We start from the raw sequence: 15,830 nt of genomic DNA, 5'->3' as shown, positions 1-15,830 counted from the left end.
CCATGCCCCACGCCGCCCACATCCCCGCCGCCGAGCCCAGGCGTTCTGACGCCGCCGAACAGCAGAGTCGTCAGGGGCTCGAGCAGGCGTTTGCCCTGTTCGACCAGGTGTCGACCCAGCTGAGCCAGTCCTACAACCTGCTCGAGGCCCGTGTCACCGAGCTCAAGGGGGAGTTGGCCGTGGTCAGTGCGCAGCGCATGGCGGAGCTGGCGGAGAAGGAGCGACTGGCCAACCGCCTGCAGAACCTGCTGTCGCTGTTGCCCGGCGGGGTGATCGTGATCGACGGCCAGGGCCGCGTGCGCGAGGCCAACCCGGCCGCCGTCGAACTGCTGGGCCAGCCGCTGGTGGGCGAGCTGTGGCGTCAGGTGATCGCCCGCAGCTTTGCGCCGCGCGAGGACGACGGCCACGAAGTGTCGCTGCGCGATGGTCGCCGCCTGTCGATCGCTACCCGCTCGCTGGATGCCGAGCCGGGCCAGCTGGTGCTGTTGACCGATCTCACCGAAACCCGCCACCTGCAAAGCCAGCTGGCGCGGCACGAGCGCCTGTCGACCCTGGGGCGGATGGTGGCCTCGCTGGCGCATCAGATCCGCACGCCACTGTCGGCCGCCTTGCTGTATGCCAGTCACCTGGCCGAGCAGGACCTGCCGCTGGACACCCGTCAGCGTTTTGCCGGCAGCCTCAAGGAGCGTCTGCACGAACTCGAGCACCAGGTACGCGACATGCTGGTGTTCGCCCGCGGCGAACTGCCGCTGACCGACCGCGTGACCCCCAAGGCGTTGTTCCAGGCGCTGCAGCAGGCCGCGCAGGTACATGTACAGGGGCATGCTGTGCGCTGGCAGTGCGACAGCCACCTGGGTGAATTGCTGTGCAACCGCGACACCCTGGTGGGGGCGTTGCTCAATCTCATTGAAAACGCCCTGCAGGCCGCGCCCGGCGCTGCTCGGCTCAAGGTACACCTGTATCGTCGCGGGCAGAGCCTGCGCCTGTGCATCAGCGATGCCGGGCCGGGCATCGACAGTGCATTGCTGGCGCGGCTGGGCGAGCCGTTCCTGACCACCAAGGCCACTGGCACCGGGCTTGGCCTGGCGGTGGTGATGGCGGTTGCCCGAGCACACCAGGGCACCGTGCAGCTGCGCTCGCGCCCCGGGCGCGGTACCTGCGCGCTGGTGACCCTGCCGCTGATCGGCGCACCGCTGGAGGCAACGGCATGAGGGCGATCAAGGTTCTGCTGGTCGAGGATGACCGCGTACTGCGCCAGGCCCTGGCCGATACCCTGGAGCTGGGCGGTTTTGCCTATCATGCAGTGGGCTCGGCCGAAGAAGCGCTGGAAGTGACGGCCAGTCAGCCCTTCAGCCTGGTGGTCAGCGACGTCAACATGCCGGGAATGGACGGCCACCAGTTGCTGGCCGCGTTGCGGGCCCGCCAGCCGCAGTTGCCGGTGCTGCTGATGACCGCGCACGCCGCCGTTGAGCGTGCAGTGGATGCGATGCGCCAGGGCGCTGCGGACTATCTGGTCAAGCCCTTCGAGCCACGCGCATTGCTCGACCTGGTGGCCCGTCATGCCCTGGGCGTTGCCAGCGGCGCGGACGCCGACGGTCCGGTGGCGCGCGAGCCTGCCAGTGCGCAGTTGCTCGAACTGGCCGCGCGGGTGGCGCGCAGTGATTCCACCGTGCTGATTTCCGGCGAATCGGGCACCGGCAAGGAGGTGCTGGCGCGCTACATTCACCAGCAGTCCCTGCGTGCCGACCAGCCATTCGTGGCCATCAACTGCGCCGCCATCCCCGACAACATGCTCGAAGCCACGTTGTTCGGTCATGAAAAGGGCTCGTTCACCGGGGCGATAGCCGCCCAGCCAGGCAAGTTCGAGCAGGCCGACGGTGGCACACTGCTGCTCGACGAGATTTCCGAAATGCCGCTGGGGCTGCAGGCCAAGCTGCTGCGAGTGCTGCAGGAGCGCGAGGTCGAGCGGGTAGGCGGGCGCAAGCCGATCGCGCTGGACATCCGCGTGGTCGCCACCACCAACCGCGACCTTGCCGGCGAAGTGGCGGCGGGGCGGTTTCGCGAAGACCTGTTCTATCGTCTGTCTGTGTTCCCGCTGGCCTGGCGACCGCTGCGCGAGCGCAGCGCCGACATTCTGCCGCTGGCCGAGCGTCTGCTGGCGCGACACGTCAATAAAATGAAGCATGCCCCCGTGCGCCTGTCGGCCCAGGCCCAGGCCTGCCTGCAAGGCTATCCGTGGCCGGGTAACGTGCGCGAGCTGGACAACGCCATCCAGCGGGCGCTGATCCTGCAGCAGGGCGGGGTGATCGAGGCGGCGGACTTCTGCCTGGCCGGGGTGCTGCCGCTGCTGGCGGCATCGCCCGTAGAGCCGGTGCTGGCCGAGCCGTCCGAGCCAGCCGGGCTGGGGGATGATCTGCGCCGCCACGAGTTCCAGATGATCATCGATACCCTGCGCGCCGAGCGCGGGCGCCGCAAGGAGGCTGCCGAGCGTCTGGGCATCAGCCCGCGCACCTTGCGCTACAAGCTGGCACAGATGCGTGATGCCGGCCTGGATGTGGAGGCGAGTCTCTACGCCAGCGGCGTGTGACGCCGTAACCGGTCGTTTTTGTTGGTCCTGTGGGTAGAGCTGGCACTCTTGTTGCTAAGTTCTGCCTGTCCGCTGCGTAGTGTCAAAAAAATGCGGGTCGTCGGAGAGAAGAGTCAATGAGCCAAGGTGTTGAATTTAATCGATTGATGTTGGACATGCGGGCCATGCAGGCGGACGCCATGTCGATGTCGAAGGCTGCCCCTGCGCCAGAGCTTGGCTCGAGCGGTTTTGCCGACATGCTTGGCCAGGCCATCAACAAGGTCAGCGATACCCAGCAGGCGTCCACCCAGTTGGCCAACGCCTTCGAGATCGGCAAGAGCGGCGTCGACCTTACCGACGTGATGATCGCCTCGCAGAAGGCCAGCGTGTCGTTCCAGGCCTTGACCCAGGTGCGCAACAAGCTGGTGCAGGCGTATCAAGACATCATGCAGATGCCGGTATAAGGGCGAGATTGAGTCATGGCCGAAGCAGTCGTTGATAACGTGCCCGCCAAAGGCAGCCCGGCGCCCAAGCCGCCGCTGTTCGGCATGTCCTTTCTGGAAAACATCGCAGAGATGCCCATGCTGCGTCAGGTCGGCCTGCTGGTCGGGTTGGCGGCGAGCGTGGCGATCGGCTTTGCCGTGGTGCTGTGGTCGCAGCAGCCCGATTACCGCCCGCTGTACCCAAGCCTTGCCGGCATGGACACCAAGCAGGTCATGGACACCCTGTCCGCTGCCGACATCGCCTACAACGTCGAGCCCAGCTCCGGGGCGCTGCTGGTCAAGTCCGAAGACCTCTCCCGTGCGCGCCTGAAACTTGCCGCGGCCGGCGTGGCGCCAGGCGACGGCAACGTCGGCTTCGAACTGCTCGACAAGGAGCAGGGGCTGGGCACCAGCCAGTTCATGGAGGCCACCCGTTATCGTCGCGGCCTGGAAGGTGAGCTGGCGCGTACCATCTCCAGCCTGAACAACGTCAAGGGTGCCCGCGTGCACCTGGCCATTCCGAAAAGCTCGGTGTTCGTGCGCGACGAGCGCAAGCCCAGTGCCTCGGTACTGGTCGAGCTGTATTCGGGGCGTGGCCTCGAGCCCGGCCAGGTGGCGGCCATCGTCAACCTGGTGGCGTCCAGCGTTCCGGAACTGAACAAGTCCCAGGTGACCGTGGTCGACCAGAAGGGCAACCTGCTGTCCGACCAGGGCGAGAACTCCGAGCTGACCATGGCCGGCAAGCAGTTCGACTACAGCCGCCGCATGGAAGGCATGCTCACCCAGCGCGTGCACAACATTCTGTTGCCGGTGCTGGGCAACGACCGCTACAAGGCCGAAGTCTCCGCCGACGTCGACTTCAGTGCGGTCGAGTCCACCTCCGAACAGTTCAACCCCGACCAGCCTGCCTTGCGCAGCGAGCAGTCGGTGAACGAACAACGCTCCAGCAGCATGGGCCCGCAGGGCGTGCCTGGTGCCCTGAGCAACCAGCCACCCGGCCCGGCCACTGCGCCACAGCAGACCGGTCAGGCACAGGCTGCCGCGGGCATGGTGCAACCAGGCCAGCCGCTGCTGGACGCCAACGGCCAGCAGATCATGGACCCGGCCACCGGCCAGCCGATGCTCGCACCGTACCCGGCCGACAAGCGTCAGCAGTCGACCAAGAACTTCGAACTGGACCGTTCCATCAGCCACACCCGCCAGCAGCAGGGGCGCCTGAGCCGCCTGTCGGTCGCGGTGGTGGTCGACGACCAGGTCAAGCTCGACCCGGCCACTGGCGAGTCGACCCGCGCGCCATGGGGGGCCGAAGACCTGGCGCGCTTCACGCGCCTGGTGCAGGACGCCGTCGGCTTCGATGCCAGCCGCGGTGACAGCGTCAGCGTGATCAACGTGCCATTCGCCGCCGACCGTGGCGAAGTGTTCACCGAGATTCCGTTCTACCAGCAACCGTGGTTCTGGGACATCATCAAGCAGGTCATGGGCGTGCTGTTCATCCTGGTGCTGGTGTTCGGCGTGCTGCGCCCGGTGCTCAACAACATCACCGGCAACGGCAAGCAGGGCGCCGGTGCCGATGGCGACATGGAACTGGGCGGCATGCTCGGTCTGGATGGCGATCTGGCCAACGACCGCGTCAGCCTGGGTGGTCCGCAAAGCATTCTGTTGCCTAGCCCGAGCGAGGGTTACGACGCTCAGCTGAACGCAATCAAGAGCCTGGTGGCCGAAGACCCGGGTCGTGTGGCCCAGGTCGTGAAAGAGTGGATCAACGCCGATGAGTGATAATCGAGCCCTTACCGCCAAACTGACCCGTGTCGACAAGGCGGCCATCCTGCTGCTGTCGCTGGGTGAAACCGATGCGGCGCAGGTGTTGCGCCACATGGGTCCCAAGGAAGTGCAGCGGGTCGGCGTGGCCATGGCGCAGATGGGCAACGTCCATCGCGAACAGGTCGAGCAGGTGATGAGCGAGTTCGTCGAGATCGTCGGCGACCAGACCAGCCTGGGTGTCGGCTCCGACGGCTACATCCGCAAGATGCTCACCCAGGCCCTGGGCGAGGACAAGGCCAACGGCCTGATCGACCGCATCCTGCTGGGTGGCAACACCAGCGGCCTGGACAGCCTGAAGTGGATGGAGCCGCGTGCCGTGGCCGACGTGATCCGCTACGAGCACCCGCAGATCCAGGCCATCGTGGTGGCCTACCTGGACCCCGACCAGGCTGGTGAGGTGCTGGGCAACTTCGATCACAAGGTGCGCCTGGACATCATCCTGCGCGTCTCCTCGCTCAACACCGTGCAGCCGGCGGCGCTCAAGGAGCTCAACCAGATTCTGGAGAAGCAGTTCTCGGGCAACTCCAACGCGGCACGTACCACCCTGGGCGGTATCAAGCGCGCGGCCGACATCATGAACTTCCTCGACAGTTCGGTCGAAGGCCAGCTGATGGACGCGATTCGCGACGTCGACGGCGAGCTGTCCGAGCAGATCGAAGACCTCATGTTCGTCTTCAACAACCTGGCCGATGTCGACGACCGCGGTATCCAGGCGCTGTTGCGCGAAGTGTCCTCGGACGTGCTGGTGGTATCGCTCAAGGGCGCCGACGAGAAGGTCAAGGACAAGATCTTCAAGAACATGTCCAAGCGGGCTTCCGAGCTGCTGCGTGACGACCTCGAGGCCAAGGGCCCGGTGCGGGTCAGCGACGTGGAAACGGCGCAGAAAGAGATCCTCACCATTGCCCGGCGCATGGCCGAAGCCGGCGAGATCGTGCTTGGCGGCAAGGGCGCCGAAGAAATGATCTAAAGCCGTTCGCCGGTTCCGGCTCCTCCACAGGAGCCGGCCTTGCCGGCGGATGCCTCAACGCGGTACACGCCGGTGCCTGGCGGCCGCATCGCCGACCACCCCGGCGCCTACCCAATTGAACGCGTGGAATCATGTCGACCAACGAGCACCTGAGTGAACTGATCCCCGCCCGCGACGTCGAGGGCTTCGACCGCTGGGCGCTGCCCAGCTTCGACCCGGAGCCGGAACCCGAGCCCGAACCCGAGCCGGAAATCGTCGAGGAAGTCGAAGAAGTGCCGCTGGAAGAAGTCCAGCCGCTGACCCTCGAAGAGCTCGAAAGCATTCGCCAGGAAGCCTACAACGAAGGCTTTGCCACCGGCGAGCGCGAAGGGTTTCACAGCACCCAGCTCAAGGTCCGCCAGGAGGCCGAAGTGGCCCTGAGCGCCAAGCTGGCGAGCCTGGAGCAGCTGATGGGCCACCTGCTCGACCCGATCGCCGAGCAGGACAACCAGATCGAGAAGGCCCTGGTGCACATGGTCAGCCGCATCACCCGCGAGGTGATCGGGCGTGAGCTGGCCACCGACTCCAGCCAGATCACTCACGTGCTGCGCGAGGCCCTCAAGCTGCTGCCGATGGGCGCCGAAAACATCCGCATTCATGTCAATCCGCAGGACTTCGAGCTGGCCAAGGCCCTGCGCGAGCGTCATGAGGAAAACTGGCGCCTGCTCGAAGACGACGCACTGTTGCCCGGTGGTTGCCGCATCGAGACGTTGCACAGCCGTATCGACGCCACCGTCGAGACCCGCATCGAAAAGGCCATGACCCAGTTGTTCGACCAGTTGCATGACCAGGGACTGCACCCTGCCGCACCAGACTTGCACGTCGACCTTGCTGGCGACCCGGGCACCCGCGAGGCCACGCCCGATGCGCCTTGACCGCACCAGCTTCGGCAAGCGCCTGGGCACCTATGCCGAGGCCGTGAGCCTGCCGGCGCAGCCGGTGGTGGAAGGGCGGTTGTTGCGCATGGTCGGCCTGACCCTGGAGGCCGAGGGCCTGCGCGCTGCCGTCGGCAGCCGCTGCCTGGTGATCAACGATGACAGCTACCATCCGGTGCAGGTCGAGGCCGAGGTCATGGGCTTTGCCGGTGACCGGGTATTTCTCATGCCGGTGGGCAGCGTTGCCGGCATCGCGCCCGGTGCGCGGGTGGTGCCGCTGGCCGAAAGCGGCCGCCTGCCGATGGGCATGAGCATGCTCGGTCGCGTGCTGGACGGTGCCGGCCGGGCGCTGGATGGCAAGGGCGGGATGAAGGCCGAGGACTGGGTGCCGATGGATGGCCCCACCATCAACCCACTCAACCGCGACCCCATCAGCCAGCCGCTGGACGTGGGCATTCGCAGCATCAATGGCCTGCTGACGGTGGGCCGTGGCCAGCGCCTGGGCCTGTTCGCCGGTACCGGCGTGGGCAAGAGTGTGCTGCTGGGCATGATGACCCGTTTCACCGAGGCCGACATCATCGTGGTGGGGCTGATCGGTGAGCGGGGGCGTGAGGTCAAGGAGTTCATCGAGCACATCCTGGGCGAGGAGGGCATCAAGCGTTCGGTGGTGGTGGCATCCCCTGCCGATGATGCGCCGCTGATGCGCCTGCGCGCCGCCATGTACTGCACGCGGATCGCCGAGTACTTTCGCGACAAGGGCAAGAACGTACTGTTGCTGATGGATTCGCTGACCCGTTTCGCCCAGGCCCAGCGGGAAATCGCCCTGGCCATCGGCGAGCCGCCAGCCACCAAGGGCTATCCACCTTCTGTGTTCGCCAAGCTGCCCAAGCTGGTTGAGCGCGCCGGCAACGGCGAGGCCGGTGGTGGCTCGATCACCGCCTTCTACACCGTGTTGTCCGAAGGAGACGACCAGCAGGACCCGATTGCCGACTCCGCGCGGGGCGTACTCGACGGCCATATCGTGCTGTCCCGGCGCCTGGCCGAAGAGGGGCATTACCCGGCCATCGATATCGAGGCTTCGATCAGCCGGGTCATGCCGCAGGTGGTCAGCCCCGAGCAGATGACCCAGGCCCAGCAGTTCAAGCAGCTCTGGTCGCGCCTGTCGCAAAGCCGCGACCTGATCAGCGTGGGTGCCTATGTGGCTGGCGGCGACCGCGAGACGGACCTGGCGATTTCCCTGCAACCCAAGCTGGTGCAGTACCTGCGCCAGGGGCTCAATGAAAACGTCAGCCATGAGCAGAGCCGCGATGAACTGGCGGCGGTCTTCGCCCCAGCGGCATCGGGCTGATAACCGATGGCCCTGCCAAGTCGTGCCGCGCGCCTGGTGCCGGTGGTGGAGATGGCCGAGGAGGCCGAGCGCAAGGCCGTGCAGCGCCTCGGGCATTTCCAGCAGCAGGTGAGCATGGCCGAAACCAAGCTCCGGGAACTGGACCAGTTTCGCAGCGAGTACCAGAACCAGTGGATGGAAAAGGGCGGCCAGGGCGTTTCAGGCAGCTGGCTGCTGGGCTATCAGCGCTTTCTCAGCCAGCTGGACACCGCCGTGGCCCAGCAACACCAGAGCCTGGTGTGGCACCAGACCAACCTCAACAACGCACGGGCCACCTGGCAGCAGGCCTACGCCCGGGTCGAAGGCCTGCGCAAGCTGGTGCAGCGCTACCGCGATGAAGCCCGCATGCTCGAGGACAAGCGCGAGCAGAAGCTGCTCGACGAATTGTCCCAGCGATTGCCGCGCCACGATCGCTTCTAGCACGGCATTGGTCGGCGCAGGTTGCCCAGGGGCGGGCGGGCTGCTAAACCTGTGGTGTCTGCAATCGCCATGATCGAAGGAGTCGAGCATATGGCCGTGGAGCACGATCTATCGCCGGATGGGAACAGCCTGACGATCAGGGTCAAGGGACGGTTCGATTTCGGCAAGCACCAGGCGTTTCGTGAATGCTACGAGCGCGAGCCAGTACCTTCCAAGGGCGTGGTCGTCGACTTGAAGGACGCCACCTATCTCGACAGCTCCGCCCTGGGCATGCTCCTGCTGCTGCGTGACCACGCCGGCGGCGACGATGCGTATATACGGGTGATCAACGCCAGCTCCGACGTTCGCAAGATCCTCGCCATCTCCAATTTCGACAAGCTGTTCGAGATCACTTGAGCGACCTCGTGAACGAGCAGTCGTCGCTGACCGTGCTGATTGCCGAAGATGGCGCCACCGACCGCCTGTTGCTGGCGCGCATCGTGCGCGAGCAGGGGCACTCGGTGATCACGGCCGAGAATGGTGCGCAGGCAGTGGCGCTGTTTGCCGAGCTGCGTCCGCAACTGGTGCTGCTCGACGCGCTGATGCCGGTGATGGACGGCTTCGAGGCGGCTCGCCAGATCAAGCTGATGGCTGGCCAGGCGCTGGTGCCGATCATCTTTCTTACCTCGCTGAGTGAGGAGCAGGCCCTGGTGCGTTGCCTGGAGGCCGGTGGCGACGACTTTCTGCCCAAGCCTTATCGCCCGGTGATCCTGGCCGCCAAGATCAAGGCGATGGATCGGCTGCGTCGCCTGCAGGCGACCGTGCTGGAGCAGCGCGACGAGCTGGCGCGCCACCACGGTCACCTGCTCAACGAGCAGCGGGTGGCCAAGGCGGTGTTCGATCAGGTCACGCATTCGGGGTGCCTGAATGCGCCGAACATCCGCTACCTGCAATCTCCCTATGCGCTGTTCAACGGCGACCTGCTGCTGGCGGCGTTCACGCCGACCGGTGAAATGCATGTGCTGCTGGGCGACTTCACTGGCCATGGCCTGCCGGCTGCAGTGGGCGCCATGCCGTTGGCCGAGGTGTTCTACGGCATGACCGCCAAGGGCTACGGCCTGGCCGAAACCTTGCGCGAGATGAACGCCAAGCTCAAGCGCATCCTGCCGGTCGACATGTTCTGCTGCGCAATGATGCTCAGCCTGAGTTTCGAACGGCGCCTGGCCGAGGTATGGAACGGCGGCATGCCGGACGGCTACCTGCTGCCCGCGGCCGGTGGCGAGCCCCAGGCGCTGGTGTCGCGGCACTTGCCCTTGGGGGTGCTGGCGCCGGAGCGTTTCGACGAGCACCCCGAGGTGGTATCGCTGGCGTTGGGGGATCGTCTGTTCCTGCTGTCCGATGGGGTGGTGGATACCTGCGACCAGGATGAGCAGCTGTTCGGGGTGGAACGCCTGCGCCAGGTGTTTGCGCGCAACCGTGCGCCGCAGCACCTGTTCGAGGATGTACTGCAGGCGCTCGAAGACTTTCGCGGCCAGTCCCGCGACGATGTCAGCATGCTCGAGATCAGTGTGGTCGAGCCCCAGACACTGGCCCCGCCGCCGCTTGTCTATTCGGACAGCGGCCAGTCCAGCCCACTGGACTGGTCGCTGTCGTTCGAGTTTCGCGCGCAGACCCTCAAACGCTTCAACCCCTTGCCCTATCTGTTGCAGGTACTGCAGGAAATACACGGCCTGCGCCCCCAGAGCGGTGCGCTGCACAGCGTGCTCAACGAGCTCTACACCAATGCACTGGAGCACGGTGTGCTGGCCCTCGACTCGGCCCTCAAGCGCGACGCCCAGGGGTTTGCCGCCTATTATCAGGAGCGCAGCCGACGCCTGCAGGCATTGCAGGAAGGTTACATACGCTTGCACCTTCAGGTTGAACCCGTAGCGGGTGGCGGGCGTCTGGTGATTGAGATCGAAGATAGCGGCAGTGGCTTCGATGTGGGTACAGTGCTGGCCCGACCGGTGTTGGAGCAGCGGTTGTGCGGGCGTGGCCTGAGCCTGATCCGGCGTTTGAGCCGTCACGCCGAATGGGCCGACGGAGGGCGCAGGGCCCGCGTGGAGTTCGCCTGGGTGGCTCTGGCATAATTGAACTTGATCAAGGAGTGAGCAAGTGTCCGATCAGCGTATCGATAACAAGGTAGTGGGCGAGTTGCGGGAGGTCATGGGTAGCCAGTATGCCGAGTTGCTGGAGACCTTCCTGGCCGATTGCGAAAAGCGCATGGTGCAACTGCGCGACGCCCGCTCCCCCCGGCAGCTGAGTGAGGCTGCCCACAGTTTCAAGGGTAGCTGCAGCAACATGGGCGCCACCGACCTGGCCGAGTTGTGTCGGCAGCTGGAAGTGCGCGTGATGGAGCAGCCGGCACACGGCATCGAGGACCTGATCAGCCAGATCAGGTGCGAGTACCTCGAAGTGCGTCCCTTCTATGTCGCCGAGTTGGAGCGCGTGTCGCCGCAGGCGGCCAGGCATCCTGTGTAGCGCAAACCTGGCGCGACTCTTGCAGTCTCTTCGCTATTCAAGTTCGCGCTTCTGTAGTGGAGACCCTTCCCATGCCTGTCGCTTCAAACCCGCTGCTGCAACCGTCCGCCGTGGCCAAGGCCTCGCGCACGGCTGCGCCAGCGCCCGAAAAGGTGCCCCAGGTCGCCAATGACAAGGCTGCGGGCTTCTCCAAGGTGTATGCCGATCAGTCCCGCGACAAGCTGCCGGCCAAGGCGGATGTGCCCAATGCCGACAAGGCGGGCGTTGCAGCCGTGGCGGCAAATGCCGGCAAGACGGCGACCGATCAGGAGCGCACTGTTGCCGACAGCGGCAATTCATTGCCTGAACAGAAGCCGGCATCGGACGAGTCGACGCCAGTTGCCGATGACCTTCAACTGCTCGATTCGAGCCTGGTGGCGGGTCAGGTTACTGACGCCCAGGCCGGCGCACAGCTGATCCAGGCTCAGGCCGAAGCGGTGGCCCCAGTGGTGCAGGCGGCTGCCGCACAGTTGCAGGCCCAGGTGCAGGCCCCGGCCGTCGCGCCGCAGCCACCGGCCCCGGAAGAACCCGCTTTCGACCCGGCCGGCGACGTGCTCGAGGACCTGCCGGCATTGCGCCTGGCCCTGGAGCAGAACGCCCAGGCCCAGGGCACCACCTCTGCCCATGCCAGCAAGCCGACCACGGCGCAACCCGAAGCCACCCAGGGCCAGCCTGCCGTCAATACCCTGGCGGCCATGCTCGACCCGCGTCAGGCCGATCCGGGCGACAGCGAGCCGGGCGAGAAGGGCTTCAGCAACCTGCTCGATGACGGCCTGAAGGACCTCAAGGGCGCCTCCAGCGATACCCGTGTCGATGACTTTGCCGAGCGCCTCAGCGCGCTGACCCAGGCCGCGACGCCCAAGACCGCCAATGCGGTGCCGGTGGCGATGCCGCTGAACCAGCCGCTGGCGATGCACCAGGGTGGCTGGACCGAAGGCCTGGTCAATCGCGTGATGTACCTGTCCAGCCAGAACCTGAAGTCGGCTGAAATCAAGCTGGAGCCAGCCGAGCTGGGGCGCTTGGACATTCGCGTGCACATGACACCCGAGCAGCAGGCGCAGATCACCTTCACCAGTGGCAACGTGGTGGTGCGCGAAGCGCTGGAAAACCAGGCCAGCCGGCTCAAGGAAATGTTCGCCGAACAGGGCCTGGCGCAACCTGACGTTAACGTGGCCGACCAGTCCCGCGAGCAGCAGCAGGGCTCGCAGGACGGCACCTCGAAGCTCAGCGGCGTGGCCGCGCGTCGCAATGAAGGCGCGGGCGGCGAAGAGGCCGACGCCGACGCGGCGGCCCAGCCGGTGGAGCGACCGGTGGTGCTGGGGTCCAGCGCGGTCGATTTCTACGCCTGATTGCACGGGTAGGGCTGGGCGGTTGCGGGGCGGCTGCCCAGCCCTTCACGGATGAATCTGCCCCTGCGTTCGTCGCCTTCCTCAATCGGGCCGGTGTGGCCCGCAAATCTGGCATAACACTTGCTCAACCCTCGCCATGTGGGACAAACCTCTTGTGAGTGACGGATTATTGGCATGGCGAAGAGCGAAGCAGTGAAAGACCCCGCCGTAAAAGGCAAACTCAAGCTGATCCTGCTGCTGGTGCTGGCATTGCTGCTGGCCATCGGCTTGTCGGTGGGCGCCACCTGGTTCTTCCTGCAAAGGGGCGACAGCAAACCTCAGGTCGACCCGGCAACCGTCAGCAACGTCAGGCCTGCGGCCATCTACGAGCCGCTGGCGCCAGCCTTCGTCGTCAACTTCAACCAGAACGGTCGTCAGCGCTACATGCAGGTGAGCATCACCATGCAGGGGCGCGACCAGGCTGCGCTGGATGCGCTGAAAGTGCACATGCCGGTGATCCGCAACAACCTGGTGATGCTCTTTTCCGGCCAGCCGTTCGACTCCCTGGCGACCCCGGTCGGCCAGGAGATGCTGCGCCAGAAGGCCACCGCCAGCGTGCAGGAAGTGGCCCAGAAAGAAGTCGGCAAGCTGGTGATCGACCAGTTGCTGTTCACCAATTTCGTATTGCAGTAGGAGCCCAAGATGGCCATGCAGGACCTGCTGTCCCAGGATGAGATCGATGCCTTGCTGCACGGCGTCGACGACGGGCTGGTGCAAACCGATAGCGGCGCCGACCCCGGCAGCATCAAGAGCTACGACCTGACCAGCCAGGACCGGATCGTGCGCGGGCGCATGCCGACCCTGGAAATGATCAACGAACGCTTCGCCCGCTATACCCGCGTGAGCATGTTCAACCTGCTGCGCCGCTCGGCGGATGTGGCAGTGGGGGGCGTGCAGGTGATGAAGTTCGGTGAGTACGTGCACTCGCTGTACGTGCCCACCAGCCTCAACCTGGTGAAGATCAAGCCGTTGCGCGGCACCTCGCTGTTCATCCTCGATGCCAAGCTGGTGTTCAAGCTGGTGGACAATTTCTTCGGCGGTGACGGTCGTCACGCCAAGATCGAGGGCCGCGAGTTCACGCCCACCGAATTGCGCGTGGTGCGCATGGTGCTGGACCAGTGCTTCGTCGACCTCAAGGAAGCCTGGCAGGCGATCATGCCGGTCAACTTCGAGTACATCAACTCGGAGGTCAACCCGGCCATGGCCAACATCGTCGGCCCGAGCGAGGCGGTGGTGGTGTCCACCTTCCACATCGAACTCGATGGCGGTGGCGGCGACCTGCACGTGACCATGCCCTACTCGATGATCGAGCCGGTGCGCGAAATGCTCGACGCGGGCTTCCAGTCCGACCTGGACGACCAGGACGAACGCTGGATCAAGGCCCTGCGCGAAGACGTGCTGGACGTCAGCGTGCCGATCAGCGCCACCGTGGCACGCCGCGAGCTGCGCCTGCGCGACATCCTGCACATGCAGCCGGGTGATGTGATCCCGGTCGAACTGCCGGACGAGCTGGTACTGCGCGCCAATGGCGTACCGTCGTTCAAGGCCAAGTTGGGCTCGCACAAGGGCACACTGGCATTGCAAGTAACCGAGCCGATCGAGCGCCGCTGATCGGTACCCTGGCTTTAACTCCGAATTGATTGCCCCGTCGAGGACAAGATGGCTGACGAAAACGATATCACCTCCATGGAAGACCAGGCCCTGGCCGATGAGTGGGCAGCAGCCCTGAGCGAGACCGGCGACGCCGGCCAGTCCGACATCGACGCGCTGTTGGCGGCTGACGGCGGCAGCAGTGCCGGCTCGCCCAACCGCCTGCCGATGGAAGAATTCGGCAGCTCGCCCAAGGGCAACGATGCAGTGACCCTGGACGGCCCGAACCTGGACGTGATCCTGGATATTCCGGTGAGCATCTCGATGGAAGTGGGCAGCACCGAAATCAACATCCGCAACCTGCTGCAACTGAACCAGGGTTCGGTGATCGAGCTGGACCGCCTGGCCGGCGAGCCGCTGGACGTGCTGGTCAACGGCACCCTGATCGCGCACGGCGAGGTGGTGGTGGTGAACGAGAAGTTCGGCATCCGCCTGACCGACGTGATCAGCCCGAGCGAACGCATCAAGAAGCTGCGCTGAGTGAAGCGTCTTCTGCAAGCGGGGCTGACCGGGGTCGGCCTGCTCTGGCTCGACCTGGCACTGGCGGCACAGCCCGCGGCCACGACAGCCGCGGCGACCACGGCAGCAGCCGGCAGTGCCAGCGGGCAGTTGGGCCGTCTGGTGCTGGGGTTGTTGCTGGTGCTGGGCCTGATCTTCTTTCTCGCCTGGCTGCTGCGCCGGGTGCAGAACGTGACGCCGCGTGGCCAGCAGGTCATCGAGATCGTCGGCACGCGCGTGGTCGGCCCGCGTGATCGGCTGCTGCTGGTGCAGGTGGGCAACGAACAGATACTGATCGGTCATACGCCGGGCAGCCTTACCGCATTGCATGTGCTGGCCGAGCCGGTGCAGGTACCGGCCAGCGCCCGCCAGGCTACGCCCGAATTCGCCCAGCGCCTGATGGAGCTGCTGGGCAAGGATCAAAAGGACAAGTCGTGATGGGCGCATTGCGCATGCTGTTGACCCTGCTGCTGATGTTCGCAGCGCCGCTGGCCCTGGCCGCCGACCCGCTGTCGATTCCGGCGATCACCCTGTCCAACGGGGCGGATGGGCAGCAGGAGTACTCGGTCAGCCTGCAGATCCTGCTGATCATGACGGCGCTGAGCTTCATTCCGGCGTTCGTGATCCTGATGACCAGCTTCACCCGGATCATCATTGTGTTCTCGATCCTGCGCCAGGCCCTGGGCCTGCAGCAGACGCCGTCGAACCAGATCCTCACCGGCATGGCGCTGTTCCTGACCCTGTTCATCATGGCGCCGGTATTCGACCGGGTGAACAAGGATGCCCTGCAGCCGTACCTGGCCGAGACCCTGTCGGCCCAGGACGCGGTGGCCAAGGCCCAGGTGCCCCTCAAGGACTTCATGCTGGCGCAGACCCGCGAGAGCGATCTCGACCTGTTCATGCGCCTGTCCAAGCGTACCGATATCGCCACGCCGGACGAGGCGCCGTTGACCATCCTGGTACCAGCCTTCGTCACCTCCGAACTCAAGACCGCGTTCCAGATAGGCTTCATGATCTTCATCCCGTTCCTGATCATCGACCTGGTGGTGGCCAGTGTGCTGATGGCCATGGGTATGATGATGCTGTCGCCGCTGATCATCTCCCTGCCGTTCAAGATCATGCTGTTCGTGCTGGTGGATGGCTGGGCGTTGATCATGGGCACCCTGGCCGGCAGTTTCGGTGGCGTCTAGCGCGCCGAG

General features: G+C 65.4%; 17 protein-coding genes. All 17 read left to right on the top strand.

The genetic code is table 11. The features are described from left to right. The first annotated feature begins 2 nt into the window (after nt 1–2). The 17 genes from JZZ72_RS09230 (at nt 3) to fliP (ending at nt 15,821) form a co-directional block, all read left to right on the top strand. Nucleotides 3–1,211, top strand: a complete 1,209-nt coding sequence (locus JZZ72_RS09230; RefSeq protein ID WP_054915635.1) for a sensor histidine kinase — start codon at nt 3–5, stop codon at nt 1,209–1,211. After that, entirely contained in the window at nt 1,208–2,587 is a 1,380-nt protein-coding gene (locus JZZ72_RS09225; protein ID WP_210014309.1) for a sigma-54-dependent transcriptional regulator, read from the top strand. The genes JZZ72_RS09230 and JZZ72_RS09225 overlap by 4 nt, the downstream gene beginning before the upstream one ends. Nucleotides 2,588–2,703: 116 nt before the next feature. After that, nucleotides 2,704–3,030, top strand: coding sequence for a flagellar hook-basal body complex protein FliE (gene fliE, locus JZZ72_RS09220; protein WP_043861803.1), 327 nt, complete (start codon nt 2,704–2,706; stop codon nt 3,028–3,030). Nucleotides 3,031–3,045: 15 nt separating this feature from the next. Continuing rightward, the gene (gene fliF / locus JZZ72_RS09215; protein WP_043861804.1) at nt 3,046–4,824 is read left to right on the top strand and encodes a flagellar basal-body MS-ring/collar protein FliF; all 1,779 of its coding nucleotides are present in this window, start codon (nt 3,046–3,048) and stop codon (nt 4,822–4,824) included. Then, nucleotides 4,817–5,836 (top strand): flagellar motor switch protein FliG, encoded by a 1,020-nt coding sequence (fliG, locus tag JZZ72_RS09210; protein ID WP_043861805.1) that lies wholly within the window; start codon nt 4,817–4,819, stop codon nt 5,834–5,836. Before fliF ends, fliG begins: the two co-directional genes overlap by 8 nt. Nucleotides 5,837–5,967: 131 nt before the next feature. After that, on the top strand, nt 5,968–6,750 hold the full coding sequence (gene fliH, locus JZZ72_RS09205; RefSeq protein ID WP_058542054.1) for a flagellar assembly protein FliH: 783 nt from the start codon (nt 5,968–5,970) through the stop codon (nt 6,748–6,750). Then, on the top strand, nt 6,740–8,098 hold the full coding sequence (gene fliI / locus JZZ72_RS09200) for a flagellar protein export ATPase FliI (RefSeq protein WP_043861807.1): 1,359 nt from the start codon (nt 6,740–6,742) through the stop codon (nt 8,096–8,098). Before fliH ends, fliI begins: the two co-directional genes overlap by 11 nt. 6 nt (nt 8,099–8,104) lie before the next feature. Next, the gene (gene fliJ / locus JZZ72_RS09195; RefSeq protein WP_043861808.1) at nt 8,105–8,557 is read left to right on the top strand and encodes a flagellar export protein FliJ; all 453 of its coding nucleotides are present in this window, start codon (nt 8,105–8,107) and stop codon (nt 8,555–8,557) included. A 90-nt stretch (nt 8,558–8,647) separates the two neighbouring features. Beyond that, nucleotides 8,648–8,953, top strand: a complete 306-nt coding sequence (locus tag JZZ72_RS09190; protein ID WP_043861809.1) for an STAS domain-containing protein — start codon at nt 8,648–8,650, stop codon at nt 8,951–8,953. Further along, nucleotides 8,950–10,665 carry a fused response regulator/phosphatase gene (locus tag JZZ72_RS09185; protein WP_043861810.1) on the top strand — a complete coding sequence of 572 codons (1,716 nt, stop codon included), beginning with the start codon at nt 8,950–8,952 and terminating at the stop codon, nt 10,663–10,665. The genes JZZ72_RS09190 and JZZ72_RS09185 overlap by 4 nt, the downstream gene beginning before the upstream one ends. 25 nt (nt 10,666–10,690) lie before the next feature. After that, a complete protein-coding gene (locus tag JZZ72_RS09180; protein ID WP_043861811.1) occupies nt 10,691–11,056 on the top strand; it encodes an Hpt domain-containing protein in 366 nt (121 codons plus the stop codon). Nucleotides 11,057–11,127: 71 nt separating this feature from the next. Then, nucleotides 11,128–12,444, top strand: a complete 1,317-nt coding sequence (locus tag JZZ72_RS09175) for a flagellar hook-length control protein FliK (RefSeq protein WP_058542053.1) — start codon at nt 11,128–11,130, stop codon at nt 12,442–12,444. Nucleotides 12,445–12,618: 174 nt separating this feature from the next. Then, nucleotides 12,619–13,116, top strand: coding sequence for a flagellar basal body-associated protein FliL (gene fliL, locus JZZ72_RS09170; protein WP_054915630.1), 498 nt, complete (start codon nt 12,619–12,621; stop codon nt 13,114–13,116). A gap of 9 nt (nt 13,117–13,125) precedes the next feature. Continuing rightward, on the top strand, nt 13,126–14,094 hold the full coding sequence (fliM, locus tag JZZ72_RS09165) for a flagellar motor switch protein FliM (RefSeq protein WP_043861814.1): 969 nt from the start codon (nt 13,126–13,128) through the stop codon (nt 14,092–14,094). 48 nt (nt 14,095–14,142) lie between these two features. Continuing rightward, the gene (fliN, locus tag JZZ72_RS09160) at nt 14,143–14,613 is read left to right on the top strand and encodes a flagellar motor switch protein FliN (protein ID WP_043861815.1); all 471 of its coding nucleotides are present in this window, start codon (nt 14,143–14,145) and stop codon (nt 14,611–14,613) included. A 24-nt stretch (nt 14,614–14,637) separates the two neighbouring features. After that, complete coding sequence (fliO, locus tag JZZ72_RS09155; protein ID WP_370409109.1) at nt 14,638–15,069, top strand: flagellar biosynthetic protein FliO; 432 nt, start codon at nt 14,638–14,640, stop codon at nt 15,067–15,069. After that, nucleotides 15,069–15,821: a flagellar type III secretion system pore protein FliP gene (gene fliP, locus JZZ72_RS09150; protein WP_054915628.1), complete on the top strand. Its 753-nt coding sequence runs from the start codon at nt 15,069–15,071 to the stop codon at nt 15,819–15,821. Before fliO ends, fliP begins: the two co-directional genes overlap by 1 nt. Nucleotides 15,822–15,830: the final 9 nt, after the last annotated feature.

Source organism: Pseudomonas palmensis, assembly GCF_017848315.1.
GTDB lineage: Bacteria > Pseudomonadota > Gammaproteobacteria > Pseudomonadales > Pseudomonadaceae > Aquipseudomonas > Aquipseudomonas palmensis.
This window is presented reverse-complemented; position numbering and strand designations above follow the sequence as displayed.

Excerpts from the sequence above, each read along its gene's own strand:
- JZZ72_RS09190 (WP_043861809.1), top strand. The coding sequence starts at position 8,648 with ATGGCCGTGGAGCACGATCTATCGCCGGATGGGAACAGCCTGACGATC.
- fliP (WP_054915628.1), top strand. The coding sequence starts at position 15,069 with ATGGGCGCATTGCGCATGCTGTTGACCCTGCTGCTGATGTTCGCAGCG.
- fliM (WP_043861814.1), top strand. The coding sequence starts at position 13,126 with ATGGCCATGCAGGACCTGCTGTCCCAGGATGAGATCGATGCCTTGCTG.
- JZZ72_RS09175 (WP_058542053.1), top strand. The coding sequence starts at position 11,128 with ATGCCTGTCGCTTCAAACCCGCTGCTGCAACCGTCCGCCGTGGCCAAG.
- fliN (WP_043861815.1), top strand. The coding sequence starts at position 14,143 with ATGGCTGACGAAAACGATATCACCTCCATGGAAGACCAGGCCCTGGCC.
- fliF (WP_043861804.1), top strand. The coding sequence starts at position 3,046 with ATGGCCGAAGCAGTCGTTGATAACGTGCCCGCCAAAGGCAGCCCGGCG.
- JZZ72_RS09230 (WP_054915635.1), top strand. The coding sequence starts at position 3 with ATGCCCCACGCCGCCCACATCCCCGCCGCCGAGCCCAGGCGTTCTGAC.
- fliI (WP_043861807.1), top strand. The coding sequence starts at position 6,740 with ATGCGCCTTGACCGCACCAGCTTCGGCAAGCGCCTGGGCACCTATGCC.
- fliG (WP_043861805.1), top strand. The coding sequence starts at position 4,817 with ATGAGTGATAATCGAGCCCTTACCGCCAAACTGACCCGTGTCGACAAG.
- fliJ (WP_043861808.1), top strand. The coding sequence starts at position 8,105 with ATGGCCCTGCCAAGTCGTGCCGCGCGCCTGGTGCCGGTGGTGGAGATG.
- fliH (WP_058542054.1), top strand. The coding sequence starts at position 5,968 with ATGTCGACCAACGAGCACCTGAGTGAACTGATCCCCGCCCGCGACGTC.
- JZZ72_RS09225 (WP_210014309.1), top strand. The coding sequence starts at position 1,208 with ATGAGGGCGATCAAGGTTCTGCTGGTCGAGGATGACCGCGTACTGCGC.
- fliE (WP_043861803.1), top strand. The coding sequence starts at position 2,704 with ATGAGCCAAGGTGTTGAATTTAATCGATTGATGTTGGACATGCGGGCC.
- fliL (WP_054915630.1), top strand. The coding sequence starts at position 12,619 with ATGGCGAAGAGCGAAGCAGTGAAAGACCCCGCCGTAAAAGGCAAACTC.